Here is an 18190-nt window from a genome sequence, read left to right on the forward strand (position 1 = left end):
GAAACTGAGCAACCGGCGCACGGATCGAGCGACGAACGCCGGTGGAGCGAAGGATTCTTGCGGGCCGATGCGCTGACTAGGCTCCGGGGCAAGCCGCCGGCGAGCAGCGGCTGGGCCGTCGCCGGGCCGATGCGTGGGCCATGAGACGCTGGTCCCATGACCGGACGCATCCTGCTGGCAGCCACGCCCATTGGCAATGCCGGTGACGCTTCCGAGCGACTGAAGCAGGCCCTCTCCCAAGCCGATGTGGTGGCCGCAGAAGACACTCGGCGCACGCGGGATCTCGCCAGGCGCCTCGAGGTCGAGATCGCCGGCGAGTTGATCGCCGTGCATGACCACAACGAGGCGGACAGGGCCGAGCGCCTGGTCGAGCGCGCCGCCGCGGGCGACACTGTCGTGTTGGTGTCCGATGCGGGGATGCCCACCGTTTCCGACCCCGGCTTTCGCCTGGTGGAGGCGGCCGTCGCCGCAGGAGTCGACGTCACCGTCCTCCCTGGGCCCAGCGCAGTCCTGACGGCCCTCGCGCTGTCGGGCCTCGCCACCGACCGGTTCTGTTTCGAGGGTTTCGTGCCACGCAAGGCCGGTGAGCGGGCCCGAGCCTTGACGGCGCTCGCGGCCGAGCCGCGCACGATGGTGTTCTTCGAAGCCCCGCACCGTCTCGAGGACAGCCTCGAGGCGATGGCGGCGGCGTTGGGGGCAGACCGGCCCGCTGCCGTCAGCCGCGAGCTCACCAAGACCTACGAGCAGACCAAGCGCGGTGCACTCGCGGAGCTCGCCGCATGGGCGCGTCAGGAGCAGCCCCGGGGCGAGATGGTGATCGTGGTCGCGGGTCGCCCCGCGTCCGCACCGAGCGTCGACACCCTGGTCGCCGAGGCGCTGAGCCGCATCGAGGCCGGTGAACGATCCAAGGATGCCGTCGCGGATCTCGCTCAGGCAGGCGGCGTGAGCCGTCGCGACCTGTACGCCGCCGTCCTCGACGCCCGGTCGCAGTCGGACGGTGCGCGTGCCTAGGGCGCACCGCGCACCGACCGCGCCAGCGGCGCGCACACGCAGGCGCGCGGCGACCTACACCGGGTACGGCCTCGTCGGAGTGGGCCTCGTCGCGGGTGCCTGGGCCCTGTGGGGTGACGGCGCCCCGGAGCCAGCCGACGCATCGGCCCTACCCACCGTGACAGTGACGGCCCAGCCGACCACCACCCCGGCCCCCACCGTGGGCGCCGTCACGGCCCCCGAGGCCGCCACGCCTAGCCCGACGGCGACCGCGGTGGGGCGCATCACGGCAGGGATCGACCTCACGCAGCATTCGATCGACGACCCCGCCTCGATCTGGGTGGTCGTCAACAAGCGCCGCGGTCTCGAGCCCGAGGGATTCACCCCTGATGATCTGGTCGCCATCGAGGGACAGCAGATGACGGCAGAGGCCGCGCAAGCGATGACGGACATGCGCGCGGCGGCCAGCGAGCAGGGCCACTCCTTGAACATGGGCACGGCGTATCGGCCGTTCGGGTTCCAACAGAGCATTTACCAGGACTATGTGTCCACCTGGGGCCAGACCCGAGCGGACCGCTTCTCCGCCCGGCCAGGCCACTCGGAACACCAGACGGGCCTGGCCGCGGACCTGTACTCGTCGCAGGCGTGCCGCCTCAAGGAGTGCTTTGGTGAGGAGCCCGCGGGTCAGTGGCTCGCGCAGCACGCCCACGAGTACGGCTTCATCATTCGCTACCTGCAGGGCACCGAGGAGGTCACGGGCTACCGCTACGAGCCGTGGCACGTGCGCTACGTGGGCGTGGAACTCGCCACGTCCATGCACGATGAAGGCATCACGGCCATGGAAGAGGTGTTTGGGCTCGACCCCGCTCCCGACTACGAGTGAGAGGGGAGCGGGTCCGGTCCCTAGAATGGGCGCCATGTCACGCATCCTCTCCGCTGTCGCCTGGCCGTATGCCAACGGGCCCCGTCACATTGGCCACGTTGCCGGTTTTGGCGTGCCCTCTGACGTCTTCAGCCGCTACATGCGCATGGCGGGCGAGGACGTCCTCATGGTGTCGGGCACCGACGAACACGGCACCCCGATCCTGGTCCAGGCGGACCAGGAGGGCGTAAGCCCCCAGGAGCTCGCGGACCGCTACAACCGCGTGATCGTCGAAGACCTGGTCTCGCTGGGACTGAGCTACGACCTGTTCACGCGCACCACCACGGGCAACCACTACAAGGTGGCGCAGGCGATGTTTAAGGCCGTGCACTCCAACGGCTACATGATCGAGCAGACCACCCGCGGGGCGATCTCGCCGTCGACGGGCCGCACCCTGCCCGACCGCTACATCGAGGGCACCTGTCCCATCTGCGGCGACGACGGCGCGCGCGGCGACCAGTGCGACAACTGCGGCAACCAGCTCGACGCGATCGACCTCAAGAACCCCGTCTCACGCATCAACGGCGAGACCCCCAAGTTCATCGAGACCGAGCACTTCTTCCTCGACCTGCCCTCACTCGTGGAGCCACTGTCGCAGTGGCTGGGCGCGCGTCACGGCTGGCGTCCCAACGTCCTGAACTTCTCGCTCAACCTTCTGAACGATGTGCGCCCGCGCGCGATGACGCGCGACATCGACTGGGGCATCCCGGTCCCGCTCAAGGGCTGGGAGTCCAACTCCTCCAAGCGCCTGTACGTGTGGTTCGACGCCGTCATCGGCTACCTGTCTGCGTCGATCGAGTGGGCACGTCGCGAGGGCGAGCCCGACGCATGGCGCCAGTGGTGGAACGACCCCGACGCGCTGTCGTACTACTTCATGGGCAAGGACAACATCACCTTCCACTCGCAGATCTGGCCCGGCGAACTGCTCGCCGCCAACGGTCGCGGTACCAAGGGCGGCAACCTGTCGGAGTTTGGCGACCTGCAACTGCCCACCGAGGTGGTCTCGAGCGAGTTCCTCACCATGGAATCCAGCAAGTTCTCCTCGAGCCGCGGCCACGTCATCTACGTGCGCGACATGCTCAGCCGCTACCAGCCCGACGCGCTGCGGTACTTCATCGCGGTGGCGGGCCCCGAGAGCTCGGACGCCGACTTCACGTGGTCCGAGTTCAAGCGCCGTACCAACGACGAGTTGGTCGCCGGTTGGGGCAACCTGGTCAACCGCACGGCCTCGCTGCTGCACAAGAATGTGGGCTCGATCCCTGCGATGACGGACCTGCAGGACGTGGACCGTGCCGCGCTCGCTGGCTCCGAGGCCGGCTTCGCAGCCGTGGGCGACCTGATCCGCGGGCAGCGTCAGCGTGCCGCGATCTCCGAGGCCATGCGCGTGGTGGGTGAGGCCAACAAGTACCTGGCGGACACCGCGCCGTGGAAGCTCAAAACGCAAGACCCCGAGCGCATGAAGACCGTGCTCGGCGTCGCCGCACAACTCGTGACGGACGCCAACACCATGCTCGCGCCGTTCCTGCCGCATTCGTCGCAGAAGGTGCACGAGGCACTCGGCGGTGAGGGCGTGTTCGCGCCCATGCCGGTGATGAACGAGGTCGAAGACCTCGACCTGCCCGACCGTCACTACCCGGTCATCCAGGGCGACTACTCGTCCGCGCACGGCACGTGGCACCGCCGCGAGGTGGTGCCTGGCACGCGCGTGGCGCAGCCCTCGCCCATCTTCACCAAGCTGGATGACGACATCGTGGAGGCGGAGCTCGAGCGCATGCGCTCCGGCGACGAGTGAGTTCGGCGCGCTCTCGATCGAGTCGCTCGGGTGAGTGGCCTTCGATTCCGCAGGCACTTCCCGCGCCCATGGTCGACAATCACTGTCACCTCGAGTACCCCGCCGGCGACGAGCCGCTGTCCGTTGAGACACGGCTCGAGCAGGCGGCCAATGCGGGGGTCACCCGGGTGGTCCAGATCGGGTGCGACCTTGAGTCGGCCCGATGGACGGCCGATGCGGTGGCTCGCTTCCCTTCGATGCTCGGCGGGGTGGCGCTTCACCCCAACGACGCGGCTCGACTTGCTGCCGCGGGCCAGTACGACGAGGCCTTCGCCGAAATCGCCACGCTCGCGCGCGGCGACCGCATGCGCGTGGTCGGGGAGACCGGTCTCGACTTCTTCCGCACGGGACCGGAGGGTCACGACGCCCAGGTGCGGGCCTTCCGCGATCACATCGCGCTGGCCAAGGAGCTGGGCCTGCCGCTGCAGATCCACGACCGCGATGCGCACGCCGAGGTGATCGACGTTCTCATGCGCGACGGCGCCCCCCAGGTCACGGTGTTCCACTGCTACTCGGGTGACGCGGCGATGGCGCGGGTGTGCGCCGAGCAGGGCTGGTACCTGAGTTTCGCCGGCACGGTGACCTTTAGGAACGCGAATCACTTGCGTGCGGCGGCGGCGGTGACGCCCCCCTCGCTCACCCTGATCGAGACGGACTCGCCGTTCCTGACGCCGCATCCGCACCGGGGTGCCCCCAACTCGCCCGCGCAAGCCGCGCACACCGCACGCGAGGTGGCGAGGGTCCAGGGCGTGGATCTCGAGCAGTTTTGCACCCAGGTGTGGAACACCTCGCACGACCTGTATGGTCCCTGGTAGATCGCCTGAGAAGGTCGACATGGGCTCTCGCGGGGAGAGTCCGGACTGGCGTTTTGCTCCCGACCTGTGAGATAACAGTTCGGTTACGGGCGCCTTGGCGTCCCGGAGAAAGGACCTGACCGAGTGAGCTATCGACGCAGGGCCGCCTCCCCCGGTGGCCGCAGGGACGTGCGTGAACGCACCACCTCGCGCAAGCGCAGCACTCGCGCTGTCGCGGGGTCGATCGCGCTGAGCGCGTTCGCCTTTGGATCCTTCGCTTCCGTGGGAGTCAACGCCTTCGCGCAGGACCGGGAGGACACCTCCACCGAGCTTGCGGTGGCCCAGGAAGTCGCGCCCGTGTCCGCCGGGGCCTCTGACCTCGAAGTCGTCACGCGGACCGAGGAAGAGCCCATCGCTCACGACTCGGTCGAGCAGAAGGACTACTCCGCGATGGAGGGCACCGACGAGGTCGTCGTCGAAGGCGAAGACGGCACCGCTCTGGTCAGCTACACCGTGACCCTGAAGGACGGCGTGGAAGTCGAGCGCGAGGCGGGCATCCGCGTCGTGGTCGACGAGCCCGTCGACGAGGTCGTCTCCGTTGGTGCCCTGAGCATCCCCAAGACCTCCGACTCCGGCGCCAACCGCGCGCTGGGCAAGCAGATGGCCGCCAACATCAAGGGCTGGACCGGCTCGGAGTGGCAGTGCCTGAACGCGCTGTGGACCAAGGAATCCGGCTGGAACTCGGCTGCCCACAACAGCTCGTCCGGCGCCCACGGTATCCCGCAGTCGTTGCCCGGTTCGAAGATGGCTTCGCACGGCGCCGACTGGGCGACCAACCCCGCGACGCAGATCAGCTGGGGTATGTCGTACATCTCCGGCCGCTACGGCACCCCCTGTGCCGCCTGGGGCCACTCGCAGCGCGTCGGTTGGTACTAGGCCAGTGGCGGACCTGTTTGGTCCCACTGACATCCGCAGTCTTGCTGAGTCACTAGAGACGGCCCCTCACAAGAAGTGGGGACAGAACTTCGTCGTCGATGCTGGCACGGTGCGCCGTATCGCCCGTATCGCGGGCGTCGGCGAGGGCGACCATGTGGTCGAGGTCGGCCCTGGCCTCGGTTCACTGACGTTGGCCCTGCTCGAGACCGGCGCTACCGTCACGGCCGTCGAAATTGATCCGTTGCTCGCCCAGGCGCTGCCGAGTACGGTGGCGACCCGCGCATCGGCCGAAAGCGAGCGGCTCACGGTCATCCACCAGGATGCCCTCAAGGTCACTGAACTGCCCACTCCGCCGACGGCGCTGGTCGCGAACCTGCCCTACAACGTGTCCGTGCCGGTGATCCTGCACCTGCTCGAGACCTTCCCTTCCATCGAGCGCGTGCTCGTGATGGTGCAGGCCGAGGTCGCGGACCGGCTTGCCGCGCCTCCTGGATCGCGCACCTACGGCATCCCCTCCGCCAAGGCCGCGTGGTACTCGGCGACCAGGCGAGCCGGCGACGTGGGCCGCGCGGTGTTCTGGCCTGTGCCCCGCGTGGACAGTGCGCTGGTGCTCATGGAGCGACGCGAGCAGCCGCAGACCACGGCGACCCGGGAGCAGGTCTTCGCCGTCATCGACGCTGCCTTTGCTCAGCGTCGCAAGGGCCTGCGGGGGGCACTCGCGGGGCTCGCGGGTTCCGGCATCGCCGCTGAGGAGGCACTGCGTGCGTGCGGCATCGAGCCGCTGACCCGCGGAGAACAGCTCGATATCACCCAGTTCGCCCGCATTGCGGAGGCCCTGAATTCCCGCGCGGCCGCCGCTTCTGACACAGTGGGGGCATGACCCGCTCCGTCACCGTGCGTGCCCCTGGCAAGGTGAACCTCCAGCTGTCGGTGGGTCCCGTGCGCGAGGACGGCTATCACCCGCTCGCGACCATCTTCCAGGCCGTCGACCTCTACGAGACCGTCACGGCCACCGTGCGCGAGGACGCTGAGGTCACCGTGACCGTGAGTGCCGCGCGCGGTGTGCAGGTCGATCTCGACGGCGTGCCGCTCGACGAGACCAACATCGCGGTGCGGGCCGCGCGTGCGGTTCAAACGGAGTACGGGGTTGACGACGGCATCGATCTCGCGATCGTGAAGGGCGTGCCCGTCGCGGGCGGCATGGCGGGCGGTAGCGCCGATGCTGCGGCCACCCTGCTCGCATGTGCTGAGGCCTGGGAGGTGGGTGCCACGCGGAGCCAACTCGACGCCATCGCCGCCACGTTGGGCGCCGACGTTCCCTTCATCCTTCACGGCCACACCGCGGTAGGGCTTGGCAGGGGAGACCAGATCACTCCAGCGATGACGCGTGGCGAGTTCCACTGGGTGCTCGCCACGCAGGCCCAGGGGCTGTCCACCGCGGCCGTCTACGGCGAGTTCGATCGCATGATCGTGGCGGGGGAGCGCGCACCACTCGCGCCCGAGATCTGCGAGGAGGTGATGTTCGCGCTGCGTGCGGGGGACGCCGAGGCGCTCGGTGACGCGCTCACCAACGACCTGCAGGGTGCCGCCCTGAGCCTGGCGCCGCACCTGCGTGCCGTCATGGAACAGGCACTTGAGGCGGATGCGCTGGGCGTGATGGTCTCCGGTTCCGGGCCCACGGTCGCCGCGCTGGCACGCTCGCGCCAGCACGCGCTCGCCATTGCGGCTCATCTGACTGCCTCGGGCACGGCCGATGCGGTGGTCACCGCCTCGGGGCCCGCGACTGGCGCGGTGGTGCTGGCTTAGTCCTCGTCGTCGTCGAGGTGCTCGTGGGTGTCGGCCGAACCGAACTTCCAGTAGCCCGTGATCGAGGAGTGCTCCTTGCCCAGCCCCAGGTCCTGGCGCACCCACGCGCGCAGCGGCTTGATCGATCCGGCCTCGCCAGCGAGCCACGCAAACACGCGAGCACCCGCGGGGATCGTCACGATGTCGGGAACGCCGTGGAGCACGGTGGGAGCGCCCTCGCCGTGGTGCAGCCACGTGACCTGGACGCCCTCGGGTGCTGCGAGCTCTTGCTGAGACTGAGGCCCAGACACGGCGATGACCGCATGGCCACGGTGCGTGCGCGGCATCTCCTCAAGCCACCGCGCGAGGGCAGGCAGGGAGGTCTCATCGGCGACCGCGACGTAGAAGTCGTACAGGTCGCTCACCCGATAACCACCGGGTGGGCCGGCGACGTGTAGCCGCGACCCGGGCTGCGCGTCGCGAGCCCAATCAGAGGCGAGTCCACCGTCGTGGATCACGAAGTCGATGTCGAACTCGTCGACCTCGGGCCGGTAGGCGCGGATGGTGTACTCGCGGCTCGTGGGGAAGGGACGCGGCCAGTCGAGGCTGCCCTCGTCGTTCTCGGTGGGTAGGCGCAGTTCGCCGGTCTCGGGGTCGGGGAAGATGAGCTTGACGTGCTCGTCGAAAATGCCCGACTCGAAAGCCACGGCGCCGGGGCCTCCCAAAGTCAGCCGGCGCATCGTCGCTGAGACGGGCGTGCAACGCACCACCTCGACCTCGCGAATGCGCACCAGAAACTTGTCGTAGGCCACGGGGGCCGGGGCGCCGGTCATGCCACTCCTCGGTTGGTCGCTGACGCCATCGCGGGCGCCAGCGACCAACGTAGTGGTAATCGGGCCTGCTTAGGGCTTTTCCGCGCGCAGGGCGTCACGAATTTCCGTGAGCAGTTCAATCTCCGTGGGTGCGACCGGCTCATCCGGGGCAGGCTCGCCCTTCTTGCGGCGCTCCGCGAGCTTGTTGAGTGGCATCACGATGAGGAGGTAGATCGCGGCGGCCACCAGCAAGAAGTCGAGCGCGGCGTCGAGCACGGCCCCGAACGACAGGATGGCGTCGTCTGCCGTGTCTGCCGTGCCCCCATCGTTGAGCGTGATGGTGAGCACCTTGGACAAGTCCGGTTCCCCGAAGATTGCCGCGATGAGCGGGTTGATGATGTTGTCGACGAGTGCCGTGACGATCGCGGTGAACGCGGTGCCGATGACCACCGCCACTGCGAGGTCCACGACGTTGCCGCGGCTGATGAACTCCTTGAATCCCTGGATCATTGCCCTCTCCTTACCGTGAAATTCGGTCAAGGGCAGGATAGGGCCCTAGCCCTGCTGAGGCTCGCGGGAGGGCAGCACGGGATCGCGCTCGAAGTCGCTCAGGCCGTTCCAGGCGAGGTTGACCAGATGCGCCGCGACCTCTTCCTTCGAGGGCTCGCGCACCTCCGCCCAATGCTGGCCTGTCAGCGCCACCATGCCCACGAGCATTTGCGAATAGATGGGCGCGGCGTAGGGGTCCAGATCGCGCTTGGCGAACTGGTGGGCCAGCAGATGCTCGACCTGGGTCGCGACGTCGCCAATGAGCGATGAGAAGGTCCCGGTGGCCTGCGCGACGGGCGAATCGCGCACCAAAATGCGGAAACCGTCGGGGGAGGACTCGATGTAGTCGAGCAGCGCAAATGCAGCACGCTCGACCAGTTGCTTGGGGTGGCCGCGCTCCGACAGGGCGCCGGTGAGCGAGCCCAGGAGGGACTGCACCTCGCGGTCGACGATGACGGCGTAGACGCCCTCCTTGCCGCCAAAGTGCTCGTAGACCACCGGTTTGGAGACGTCCGCGCGAGCGGCAATCTCCTCGACAGAGGTCCCCTCGAAGCCGCGCTCGGCGAACAGCACGCGCGACACAGACAGGAGTTGTTCGCGTCGCTCGCGGGCCGTCATACGGGAACGCGGAGCCTTTCTGGGAGGATCGGTCACGTCCCTAGTGTGCCGTGATTCCTGGCACACTGGACCCTCGGGCCCGCGCGCCGGCCCATTCCGCCCTGGTGTAACGGCAGCACGCAGGCCTTTGGAGCCTCGCAGTACAGGTTCGAATCCTGTGGGCGGAGCCCGTCCCCATCCCGTCAAATGGATCCATTTTCTTGCGTGGGGGCCGCTCCCGCCCGGTCAAATGGATCCATTTTCTTGGGTTGGGGGGCGGACGGGACCTTCGGGACCGGGCAGGTCGCACACCCGGGTAAACTGGATCCCGCATCTGCTCAACGCCCCCTTGAGGGCCACGGAAGGGAGTCCGGTGAGCCGAACGCCACCCGCCGCCGTGATGATCCTCGCCGCCGGCGCGGGCACGCGGATGAAGTCCGCCACCCCCAAGGTGCTGCACCCCATCGCTGGCCGGTCCCTCGTGGGACACGCGCTGCATGCGGCCGCGGCGCTCGAGCCCCAGCGCATTGTCGTCGTGGTCCGTCACGACCGCGACAAGGTGGCGGCGCACATCGAGCAGATCGCCCCGCATGCTTTGCTGGCCGATCAGGACGAAGTCCCCGGTACGGGCCGCGCCGTGTTCTGCGGACTGTCCACGCTCGACGCCACCGCTGTCGCGGCTCGCGTCGCGAATGGCGAGGTGGGAGATACCGCCGTCATGGGCACCCTGGTGACGGGTGGTGTGGTCGTCACGAGCGGCGACGTACCGCTGGTCGACGGCGAGTTGCTGGCCGCTTTGGCCGATGCGCACGCCACCACGGGCGCTGCCGTCACCGTGATGACGGCTGAGGTTCCCGACCCCACCGGGTACGGACGCATCATTCGTGACGCGGGCACAGGCGAGGTCGTCGAGATCGTCGAACAGCGCGACGCTAGCGAGGACCAGCGCGCCATCCGCGAGATTAACGCGGGCATCTACGTGTTCGACGCTGCCGTGCTCCGCGAGTCCCTCATGGGCCTGACCACGCACAACTCTCAGGGCGAGATGTATCTCACTGACGTGGTTGCGATCGCCCGTGGCCTTGGCGGCCGCGTGCACGCCTTTGTCGCGCCCGACGCGAGTGCAGTCGAGGGAGTGAACGACCGGGTCCAGTTGGCCGCAGCGGGCAAGCGCCTCAACGACCGCATCGTGGAGCACTGGATGCGTGAAGGGGTCACGGTGACCGACCCGGCCACGACCTGGATCGACGCGGATGTCTCCCTTGCGCCCGACGTCACCATCGAACCGGGCACCCAGTTGCGCGGCGCGACGGAGATCGCGACGGGGGCCACTGTGGGCCCCGACACGACGCTGACCGATGTGGTTGTTGGCGCGGGAGCCTCGGTGGTCCGTACGCACGGTTCTGGTGCCGTCATCGAGGCGGGCGCCACCGTCGGGCCCTTCTCCTACCTGCGCCCCGGCACCCATCTGGGTGTTGACGGCAAGATCGGCGCCTTCGTCGAGGCCAAGAACGCCTCGATCGGTGCGCATTCCAAGGTGCCGCACCTGAGTTACGTGGGTGACGCGACCATCGGCGAGCACACCAACATCGGTGCTGCGACCATCTTCGTGAACTACAACGGCGTGTCCAAGAGCCACACCACCGTGGGTGACCACGTGCGTGTGGGCTCGGACAACTGCCTGATCGCGCCCGTCACCATCGGTGATGGTGCCTACACCGGTGCGGGTGCTGTCATCCGCCGCGACGTGCCTTCGGGGGCGCTCGCGCTGAGCAACGCACCGCAGCAGATCGTCGACGGATGGGTCGAGCGCCGGCGTGCCGGCAGCCCGTCCGCCAAGGCCGCGAACCTCGCTGAACAGGCGGGGGACGGGCCGGACGCATTATCGTCAGCAACAAAGGCCGCCACGGCCGAACAACCTCAGGGAGAGGCATGAGCGTAGGGATCTCGCACGCGAGCGAACGTCGAATGGTGTTGGCGGGCGGTCGCGCACACCCCGAGCTAGCGGAAGCCATCGCTGCCGAACTCGAGATCGACCTTCTCCCGACCACCGCGTACAGCTTCGCCAACGGCGAGCTGTACGTGCGCTTTGGTGAGTCCGTGCGTGGAGCGGATGCGTTTGTGCTCCAGTCCCACGCGGCGCCCATCAACGAGGCGATCATGGAGCAGCTGATCATGGTGGACGCCCTCAAGCGTGCCTCCGCCAAGCGCATCACTGCAGTGATCCCCTGCTACGGCTACGCCCGTCAGGACAAGAAGCACAAGGGCCGCGAGCCGATCTCCGCGCGCCTCATGGCGGACCTGTTCAAGACCGCGGGCGCCGACCGTGTCATGTCCGTCGACCTGCACACCGCGCAGATCCAGGGCTTCTTTGACGGTCCGGTCGACCACCTGTGGGCCATGCCGATGCTCGCGCAGTACGTGCGCACCCGTGTCGCCCCCGACAACCTCACCATCGTCTCTCCCGACGCGGGCCGTGTGCGCCTGGCCGACCAGTGGTCCGACCACCTGGGTGCCCCGCTCGCGATCATCCACAAGCGTCGCGACCCCTCGGTTCCCAACCAGGTCAAGGTCCACGAGCTCGTGGGTCAGGTCGAGGGCCGCACCTGCGTGCTGGTTGACGACATGATCGACACCGGTGGCACGATCGTTCAGGCCGCTGAGGCCCTGTTCGAGAACGGCGCCAAGGACGTCATCGTCGCCTCGACGCACGGCCTGCTGTCGGGCCCCGCGGTCGAGCGCCTGCGCGACTCGGGTATCTCCGAGGTCGTCATCACGGACACGCTTCCCATCACCGAGGACAAGCAGTTCGACAAGCTCACGGTGCTGTCGATCGCGCCGCTGCTCGCGCGCGCCATCAACGAGGTGTTCGACGACGGCTCGGTGACCTCCCTGTTCCAGGGCAGCGTCTGAGCCCACCCCCGCTGTGCGAAGGGCCCCCGGCAAGCGCCGGGGGCCCTTCGGCCTTTCGCGGGACGTCCCGGGCTCCTGGGCGTCCGGCCGATGCGCTGCCAGGGCCCTAGGTCACATTTACACGTTTTCCACCCCTCCTAGCCTCCGGAGAGACAGTAGGTCGGCTCTCATCAGGGGTGATGATGTTCCATTGGCGGAATGTGTTCGGCAGTAGCGTGTCCACCGAAAGGCGGCCCGCGCATCGGCCGTGGTTGCGACGAGCAGCCATCATCGCCGGAGCAGGAGCCGGGACGCTGGCCCTGTCCGGCTGTGGCGCCGGCGGCCACATCGATGGTGGCGAGGCGAGCCTCGAACTTCCGGACCTGTCAGGGGTGACGGCGTCCGGCGGGCTGTCCGGCTTCACGCTGCTGCTGGGCGGCCTCGCGATCACCGTGCTGGGACTCGCCTTTGGTTTCGCCGTGCTGCGCCAGATTCGACGCATGCCCGTGCACGAATCCATGCGCGAGGTCTCGGAGCTCATCTACGCGACCTCCAAGGCCTACCTGGTGCAGCAGGGCAAGTTCCTGCTCGCGCTGTGGGGTGTGATCGCGGCGGTCATCATCCTGTATTACGGCGTCCTCGTCGGGTTCTCTTGGGGCCGCACCGCGGTAGTGATCGCGTTCAGCCTTATCGGAATGGCGGGCTCGTACTCAGTGGCGTGGTTCGGCATTCGTGTCAACACCTATGCGAACTCGCGCACCTCCTTCGCGGCGCTGCGCGGCAAGCCGCTCGCCCTGCACCGCATCCCGCTCAAGGCGGGCATGAGCATCGGCATGGTGCTCATCAGCCTCGAACTGCTCATGATGCTGGTCATCCTGCTGTTCCTGCCGCGCGACATCGCTGGCGCGTGCTTCATCGGTTTTGCGATCGGCGAGTCCCTGGGCGCTGCTGCCCTGCGTATCGCGGGCGGCATCTTCACCAAGATCGCCGACATCGGCTCCGACCTCATGAAGATCGCGTTCAAGATCAAGGAGGACGACGCCCGCAACCCCGGCGTGATCGCCGACTGCACGGGCGACAACGCTGGCGACTCCGTGGGCCCGTCGGCCGACGGTTTCGAGACCTACGGTGTGACGGGCGTCGCGCTCGTGACGTTCCTGCTGCTCGCCGTTCACGACCCGTCCATCCAAGCGACGCTGCTGGTGTGGATCTTCGCGGTGCGTGCGGCGATGCTCATCGCATCGGCCCTGTCCTACTTGGCAAACGACGCGTGGGCCAAGTGGCGCTACGCCAAGGCCGACCGCATGGACTTCGAGCACCCGCTCACCTCGCTCGTGTGGCTCACTTCGGCGATCTCGATCGCCGCGACCTACGCGACCGCGTACTGGGTCATTGGCGACATGCAAGACGGGATGTGGTGGAAACTCTCGACGATCGTTTCGTGCGGCACCCTCGCCGGTGCGCTCATCCCTGAACTGGTCAAGGTATTCACCTCGACGTCGAGCCGGCACGTACGCGAGGTCGTCAAGAGTTCTCGCGAAGGCGGCCCGTCGCTCAACATCCTGTCCGGCCTCGTGGCGGGCAACTTCTCGGGTTACTGGTTGGGGATGGCAATCGTGGCCCTCATGGGCGCGGCGTATCTGATCTCCGGCCTGGGACTCGAGGACATCATGCTCGCCCCGGCCGTATTCGCGTTCGGTTTGGTGGCGTTCGGGTTCCTGGGCATGGGGCCGGTGACCATCGCCGTCGACTCCTATGGCCCGGTCACCGACAACGCCCAGAGTGTCTACGAACTGTCCGTGATCGAGGACATCGAGGACATCGATGCCGAGCTGCGCGACGAGTTTGGTTTCGCCCCCGAATGGGAGCGTGCCAAGCGCATGCTCGAGGAGAACGACGGCGCCGGCAACACCTTTAAGGCCACCGCCAAGCCGGTGCTGATCGGCACGGCCGTGGTGGGTGCGACCACCATGATCTTCTCGATCATCATTTCGCTCACCGAGGGGCTGACCACCGGCATCGAGAACCTGTCGCTGATCCACCCGCCGTTCCTCCTGGGCCTCATCGCCGGTGGCGCGACCATCTACTGGTTCACCGGCGCCTCGATCCAGGCCGTCACGACCGGCTCGTACCGCGCGGTGGAGTTCATCAAGAACACCATCAAACTCGACGGGGTCACCAAGGCCTCGACGGAAGACTCGCGCAAGGTGGTCGCGATCTGCACGCAGTACGCGCAGCAGGGCATGCTCAACATCTTCCTCGCGGTGTTCTTCGCGACCCTCGCGTTCGCCTTCGTGGAGCCGTACTTCTTTATCGGCTACCTGATCTCGATCGCGCTGTTCGGCCTGTACCAGGCGATCTTCATGGCCAACGCGGGCGGTGCCTGGGACAACGCCAAGAAGATCGTCGAGGTGGACCTGCACGCCAAGAACACCCCGCTGCACGAGGCCACCATCGTGGGCGACACCGTCGGCGACCCCTACAAGGACACGTCGTCGGTCGCGCTCAACCCTGTCATCAAGTTCACGACGCTGTTCGGGCTGCTCGCGGTCGAGCTTGCGGTCGGGCTCACCGAGCAGGGCAGCGCGGCATTGGTGCACTGGCTCGCGGCGGCGTTCTTCCTGGTCTCGTGCTTCTTTGTGCACCGTTCCTTCTACGGCATGCGCATTCGCGCCTCGCTCACGGAGGAGGACGACCCGGACGCCTCGCCCGTCAATACGGCCGATGCGCCCTCACCTGCCGCTGACCGCGACGCCACGCTCGTCGAGGCTGAGTGATGCGTGACCTCGCGATCCTGTGCGACGGCGTGAGCGTTGTCGATGGCAGGATCGCGGGGCACGACGCGGGTGCCACGCTGGTCCGCCGACTCCAGCGGCTCTTTCCTGGGGCCGCGATTGTCGGGCCACGGGCTCAGCGCGCGGATCGGTTCGACGTCGTGCCGCTCGAGCTGATTGATCCGGCCCGCACCGTCGTGATCAACATGGACGTCATCAACTCGCCGGCAGTGTGGCGCACGCTCGCCGCCGGTGGTGCTGAGCCCAAGGTCATGAACTTCGTGTGGTGGAACACGTCGCAGTACACGCACAGGGTTCAGCGAGCCTCGCTCGCGCTGTCGTGTGCGCTGTTTCCCACGTTCGCGAACTCGCACCGGACCGCCACGGAGATTCGCGAGATTGTCATGCGTGACACGGTCTCGCCCCTCGCGGAGACCGCACGCATCGAATGGGCCAACCTTGGCATTCGCCTGTCGCACGTCCAGCCGCGCGAGAGCACGGGCGATCCGGTGGTGCTCTACCCGGCGATTCGATTGTCGGAGCGCAAACAGCCGGAGGTGTTCCTCGACATCGTCGAGCGGGTGCGCAAGCGGGTGCCAATCCGGGTGGAGATGCGGCTCGAGGAGTCGCACCTCATCTCCGAGCAGGCCATCCGCCTGTCGAGGCGCGAGTGGGCGTGGGTGGGGCCGCTGACGGCCACCCGCGAGGACTACTACTACCGGCTCGCGCGCACCACGGCCTTCTTGGCGACGGCTCGCGACGAGTCGTACGGACTCGAGTACGTCGAGGCCCTGGTCGCTGGCGCGGTGGGGGTGTTCCCCGACCGCTCATGGGCTAGGGAACTCCTGCCCGACGAGTATCCGTTCCTGTACCGCAACATGATCGAGGCAGAGGAGATGCTCGTGAGCGCCGTCACCGAGCCCGACGAATGCCGCGAACTGATCGACGCGGTCGCGGGAGGCAGTTTCAGTGCGTGGCTGCGGGGGCGTCACGACGACACCCTCTTTGAGCAGCGTTTTGCTGCGGCGCTGCACCGCTGGTTCCCGGAGCCCTGAGCCCTGAGCCCTGAGCCCCCACCTCCCGCGCCACCGTCCCCCGGTTGATACCCGTCAGGACGTGATCGAGCACATCGGCGCGTGCCTGATACCCATGAGGACCGCTGGCGACCCAACCGATGGGCTGTCGGTAGCGTCTCAAGGGTGACAAGCGACAGAGGGGACGGTCATGGGGCAACAGTGGGAGCCGATGCTGGACGAGCTGGCAGGTGTGCGCCGGGGTCGGCTCGTGGCTTTCGCGACCATGCTTGCAGGCGCCAGCGTTGCTGAGGACTTGGTCCAAGAGGCTGTCATCGCGACCTTTTCCAAGCGGCGCGGATTCACCGATGTCGTGCAGGCAGAGCATTACGTGCGACGGGCCATCGCGACCAAACACGTGGACCACATGCGCAAGGCCGGACGTGCCCGTGAGCGAGATCGGCAGGCCAGTGTTCCGCAGGCGGTTCCCGATCACGCGGACCGGATAGCGACCAACGACGCTGTGGATGCCGCCCTCGCGGCGCTCCCTGCGCGAGTGCGCACGTGCGTCGTGTTGCGTCACCTCGAGGGACTGTCCGTACGCGAAACCGCACACGTGATGGGGCTGTCCGAGGGTGCCGTCAAGCGCTACACCTCCGACGGACTGGCGCTCATGAACGATGCGCTGGGCACCACCTCAGCGCAACCCGAGACCACCACCGTGCACGCCGCGAAGGGAGAGTCGCGATGAACGATCTGGGAGATGTCCTGCGGGAGCGCGAGCGCGCCCTCGCCGCAGCCAAGGCCGGCGCTGCGGAGTTCGATGTCGACTCTGCCAAGGGTGCCGTTCGCGGGCGTCGCCGCACACGCGCGGTGCTCGCGGGGGCCGGCGGCGCCGTCGCAGCCGTCGCGATCGGCGCCCTGGCGTGGGTCGGCTACGGCACGCTCCAACCCGAACCTGCCATGCCCGGGCCGTCGCCTACGCAAGACCCCACGCCCGCCGCCACTGCCTCCTCGTCCCCCAGCCCCACCCCCACGAACTCGACGGGAGAGGGCACGCCAGCACCCGCATCGGCCATGGGGGACGATGCGCAGTGGCTCGAGCGAGTGGTGTCACCCACGACGGGCGAGACCTGGCATGCGCCAGTCGCGCTGGGGGCGCTCGGGCTGGTCGGCGGCAGTGGTAGCGAGCAGTTGCAGTATTACGACATTGGCAGCGTCGGAACGTGGGAGATCGTCGCGACGGTGTGGCCGGAGTTCCAGTACTTCTCCGGGGGCTACCCGGTCGAGCACCTCTTGCTCATGCGCGATGGCGAGGTGCGCCTCCTGACGTGTCCCAGTTCCCAAAGTGATGACACCTGCATCGTCGCCGACGACACGGAGGGCCTCGCCGAGGACGGGACCGTGCACGTGGATTCGTTGAGCTATCCCAACTCGGTGACCACGGCCGAGGGGCTCACGGTCCAGACGGCCACGCCTCAGGGGTACGGCCAGAGGACCGCATACGCCCACGAGTACGCGGGCGCGTTGGTGGCCGCTCCAGGCATCGAGCTGACCGTGGACGACCGCGACTTCCTCGGCATGGGCGAGCGGCGCGAACTGGCCACGCTTGGCGACAGTGTGTTGGTCGAGGACAGGATCGACGGCTGGGTCGAGGGCCTGACCGATGCGCGCTATCGGATCGTGACGCCCTTTGGCGGCGAGATCGACCTTCCGTGGGCTCTCGCTGATGCGTACGGCGCGGGCGCGGTCGCGTGGGACGACGGTCGGGATACGTGGACCCATCCCGCTCCGGAAGGGGCGTCATCGTCTGAGCAGGAGTATGGACTCCTGCCCGCGACACGCACCTGCTTTGGTGCCGCCGAGACACTTGATACCCGTCACGACCCCACCGGCTGGGTGGCGGCAGGGTCGACGGTGGCGGGGCAGACGGTCTACCTGCCGCGCGACGGCGGCAATGAGGTGGCGCGTGCGGTCTTCGATGCCATGCGGGGCAACCCAGAGGACGTCCAGGGCCTCGAGATGGAGCAGTTCCCCTACGCCACTTACGAGGCGTTTCTGGAGGCGCGCTCCGTGATGACGTGGCAGCGCGCGGACGGGCAGTGGGTGGTCGCGATCGACGCCTACGCCGCGCAGCGTGTGTACGAGTGCGCGTGACGGTCGAGTTGCCGCGCCGCCGTCGAGACGGGTATCAGGCGCGCCCCGCGCGCCCCGATCCCGTCGAGACGGGTATCAACAGGGGAGGACCGGGCAAGGGGGCTGGGGAGGACCGGGCAAGGAGGACCGGGCAAGGAG

16 protein-coding genes and 1 tRNA gene are annotated in these 18190 nt (G+C 67.8%); 14 read left to right on the forward strand and 3 right to left on the reverse strand.

The features are described from left to right. The first annotated feature begins 156 nt into the window (after positions 1-156). From rsmI to ACK5NO_RS06815, 7 genes are all read left to right on the forward strand, one after another. Positions 157-1011, forward strand: a complete 855-nt coding sequence (gene rsmI, locus ACK5NO_RS06785; RefSeq protein WP_416811902.1) for a 16S rRNA (cytidine(1402)-2'-O)-methyltransferase — start codon at positions 157-159, stop codon at positions 1009-1011. Then, positions 1004-1873, forward strand: coding sequence for a D-alanyl-D-alanine carboxypeptidase family protein (locus tag ACK5NO_RS06790; protein ID WP_416811903.1), 870 nt, complete (start codon positions 1004-1006; stop codon positions 1871-1873). Before rsmI ends, ACK5NO_RS06790 begins: the two co-directional genes overlap by 8 nt. Before the next feature lie 34 nt (positions 1874-1907). Continuing rightward, complete coding sequence (gene metG / locus ACK5NO_RS06795) at positions 1908-3704, forward strand: methionine--tRNA ligase (protein ID WP_416811904.1); 1797 nt, start codon at positions 1908-1910, stop codon at positions 3702-3704. A gap of 68 nt (positions 3705-3772) precedes the next feature. Further along, complete coding sequence (locus tag ACK5NO_RS06800; RefSeq protein WP_416811905.1) at positions 3773-4558, forward strand: TatD family hydrolase; 786 nt, start codon at positions 3773-3775, stop codon at positions 4556-4558. Between the two features lie 123 nt (positions 4559-4681). After that, on the forward strand, positions 4682-5473 hold the full coding sequence (locus tag ACK5NO_RS06805; protein WP_416811906.1) for a G5 domain-containing protein: 792 nt from the start codon (positions 4682-4684) through the stop codon (positions 5471-5473). Positions 5474-5477: 4 nt separating this feature from the next. Further along, the gene (gene rsmA / locus ACK5NO_RS06810) at positions 5478-6353 is read left to right on the forward strand and encodes a 16S rRNA (adenine(1518)-N(6)/adenine(1519)-N(6))-dimethyltransferase RsmA (RefSeq protein ID WP_416811907.1); all 876 of its coding nucleotides are present in this window, start codon (positions 5478-5480) and stop codon (positions 6351-6353) included. Further along, complete coding sequence (locus ACK5NO_RS06815; RefSeq protein ID WP_416811908.1) at positions 6350-7279, forward strand: 4-(cytidine 5'-diphospho)-2-C-methyl-D-erythritol kinase; 930 nt, start codon at positions 6350-6352, stop codon at positions 7277-7279. The genes rsmA and ACK5NO_RS06815 overlap by 4 nt, the downstream gene beginning before the upstream one ends. On the opposite strand, the gene ACK5NO_RS06820 is transcribed toward ACK5NO_RS06815, so the two are convergent. The 3 genes from ACK5NO_RS06820 to ACK5NO_RS06830 form a co-directional block, all read right to left on the reverse strand. Next, a complete protein-coding gene (locus tag ACK5NO_RS06820; RefSeq protein ID WP_416811909.1) occupies positions 7276-8091 on the reverse strand; it encodes a siderophore-interacting protein in 816 nt (271 codons plus the stop codon). The two genes, ACK5NO_RS06815 and ACK5NO_RS06820, sit on opposite strands and share 4 nt — an antisense overlap. Before the next feature lie 69 nt (positions 8092-8160). Further along, positions 8161-8580, reverse strand: a complete 420-nt coding sequence (gene mscL, locus ACK5NO_RS06825) for a large conductance mechanosensitive channel protein MscL (RefSeq protein ID WP_416811910.1) — start codon at positions 8578-8580, stop codon at positions 8161-8163. 45 nt (positions 8581-8625) lie between these two features. Next, positions 8626-9237, reverse strand: coding sequence for a TetR/AcrR family transcriptional regulator (locus tag ACK5NO_RS06830; protein WP_416812008.1), 612 nt, complete (start codon positions 9235-9237; stop codon positions 8626-8628). Between the two features lie 95 nt (positions 9238-9332). Between ACK5NO_RS06830 and ACK5NO_RS06835 the strand changes: the two genes are divergently transcribed. From ACK5NO_RS06835 to ACK5NO_RS06865, 7 genes are all read left to right on the forward strand, one after another. Then, a tRNA-Gln gene (locus tag ACK5NO_RS06835) sits at positions 9333-9404 on the forward strand. A gap of 185 nt (positions 9405-9589) precedes the next feature. Then, positions 9590-11152 carry a bifunctional UDP-N-acetylglucosamine diphosphorylase/glucosamine-1-phosphate N-acetyltransferase GlmU gene (glmU, locus tag ACK5NO_RS06840; protein WP_416811911.1) on the forward strand — a complete coding sequence of 521 codons (1563 nt, stop codon included), beginning with the start codon at positions 9590-9592 and terminating at the stop codon, positions 11150-11152. Beyond that, on the forward strand, positions 11149-12129 hold the full coding sequence (locus ACK5NO_RS06845) for a ribose-phosphate diphosphokinase (protein ID WP_416811912.1): 981 nt from the start codon (positions 11149-11151) through the stop codon (positions 12127-12129). Before glmU ends, ACK5NO_RS06845 begins: the two co-directional genes overlap by 4 nt. Positions 12130-12344: 215 nt before the next feature. After that, positions 12345-14885 (forward strand): sodium-translocating pyrophosphatase, encoded by a 2541-nt coding sequence (locus tag ACK5NO_RS06850; protein ID WP_416811913.1) that lies wholly within the window; start codon positions 12345-12347, stop codon positions 14883-14885. Next, positions 14885-15937: a glycosyltransferase family 1 protein gene (locus ACK5NO_RS06855; RefSeq protein ID WP_416811914.1), complete on the forward strand. Its 1053-nt coding sequence runs from the start codon at positions 14885-14887 to the stop codon at positions 15935-15937. Before ACK5NO_RS06850 ends, ACK5NO_RS06855 begins: the two co-directional genes overlap by 1 nt. A gap of 169 nt (positions 15938-16106) precedes the next feature. Next, a complete protein-coding gene (locus ACK5NO_RS06860; RefSeq protein WP_416811915.1) occupies positions 16107-16646 on the forward strand; it encodes a sigma-70 family RNA polymerase sigma factor in 540 nt (179 codons plus the stop codon). Continuing rightward, a complete protein-coding gene (locus ACK5NO_RS06865) occupies positions 16643-18052 on the forward strand; it encodes a hypothetical protein (protein ID WP_416811916.1) in 1410 nt (469 codons plus the stop codon). Before ACK5NO_RS06860 ends, ACK5NO_RS06865 begins: the two co-directional genes overlap by 4 nt. Positions 18053-18190 lie beyond the last annotated feature (138 nt).

This window comes from Demequina sp. (assembly GCF_047975725.1).
Taxonomy (GTDB): domain Bacteria; phylum Actinomycetota; class Actinomycetes; order Actinomycetales; family Demequinaceae; genus Demequina.

Excerpts from the sequence above, each read along its gene's own strand:
- rsmI (WP_416811902.1), top strand. The coding sequence starts at position 157 with ATGACCGGACGCATCCTGCTGGCAGCCACGCCCATTGGCAATGCCGGT.
- metG (WP_416811904.1), top strand. The coding sequence starts at position 1,908 with ATGTCACGCATCCTCTCCGCTGTCGCCTGGCCGTATGCCAACGGGCCC.
- ACK5NO_RS06800 (WP_416811905.1), top strand. The coding sequence starts at position 3,773 with ATGGTCGACAATCACTGTCACCTCGAGTACCCCGCCGGCGACGAGCCG.
- ACK5NO_RS06815 (WP_416811908.1), top strand. The coding sequence starts at position 6,350 with ATGACCCGCTCCGTCACCGTGCGTGCCCCTGGCAAGGTGAACCTCCAG.
- ACK5NO_RS06820 (WP_416811909.1), bottom strand. The coding sequence starts at position 8,091 with ATGACCGGCGCCCCGGCCCCCGTGGCCTACGACAAGTTTCTGGTGCGC.
- mscL (WP_416811910.1), bottom strand. The coding sequence starts at position 8,580 with ATGATCCAGGGATTCAAGGAGTTCATCAGCCGCGGCAACGTCGTGGAC.
- ACK5NO_RS06830 (WP_416812008.1), bottom strand. The coding sequence starts at position 9,237 with ATGACGGCCCGCGAGCGACGCGAACAACTCCTGTCTGTGTCGCGCGTG.
- ACK5NO_RS06845 (WP_416811912.1), top strand. The coding sequence starts at position 11,149 with ATGAGCGTAGGGATCTCGCACGCGAGCGAACGTCGAATGGTGTTGGCG.
- ACK5NO_RS06855 (WP_416811914.1), top strand. The coding sequence starts at position 14,885 with ATGCGTGACCTCGCGATCCTGTGCGACGGCGTGAGCGTTGTCGATGGC.
- ACK5NO_RS06860 (WP_416811915.1), top strand. The coding sequence starts at position 16,107 with ATGGGGCAACAGTGGGAGCCGATGCTGGACGAGCTGGCAGGTGTGCGC.
- ACK5NO_RS06865 (WP_416811916.1), top strand. The coding sequence starts at position 16,643 with ATGAACGATCTGGGAGATGTCCTGCGGGAGCGCGAGCGCGCCCTCGCC.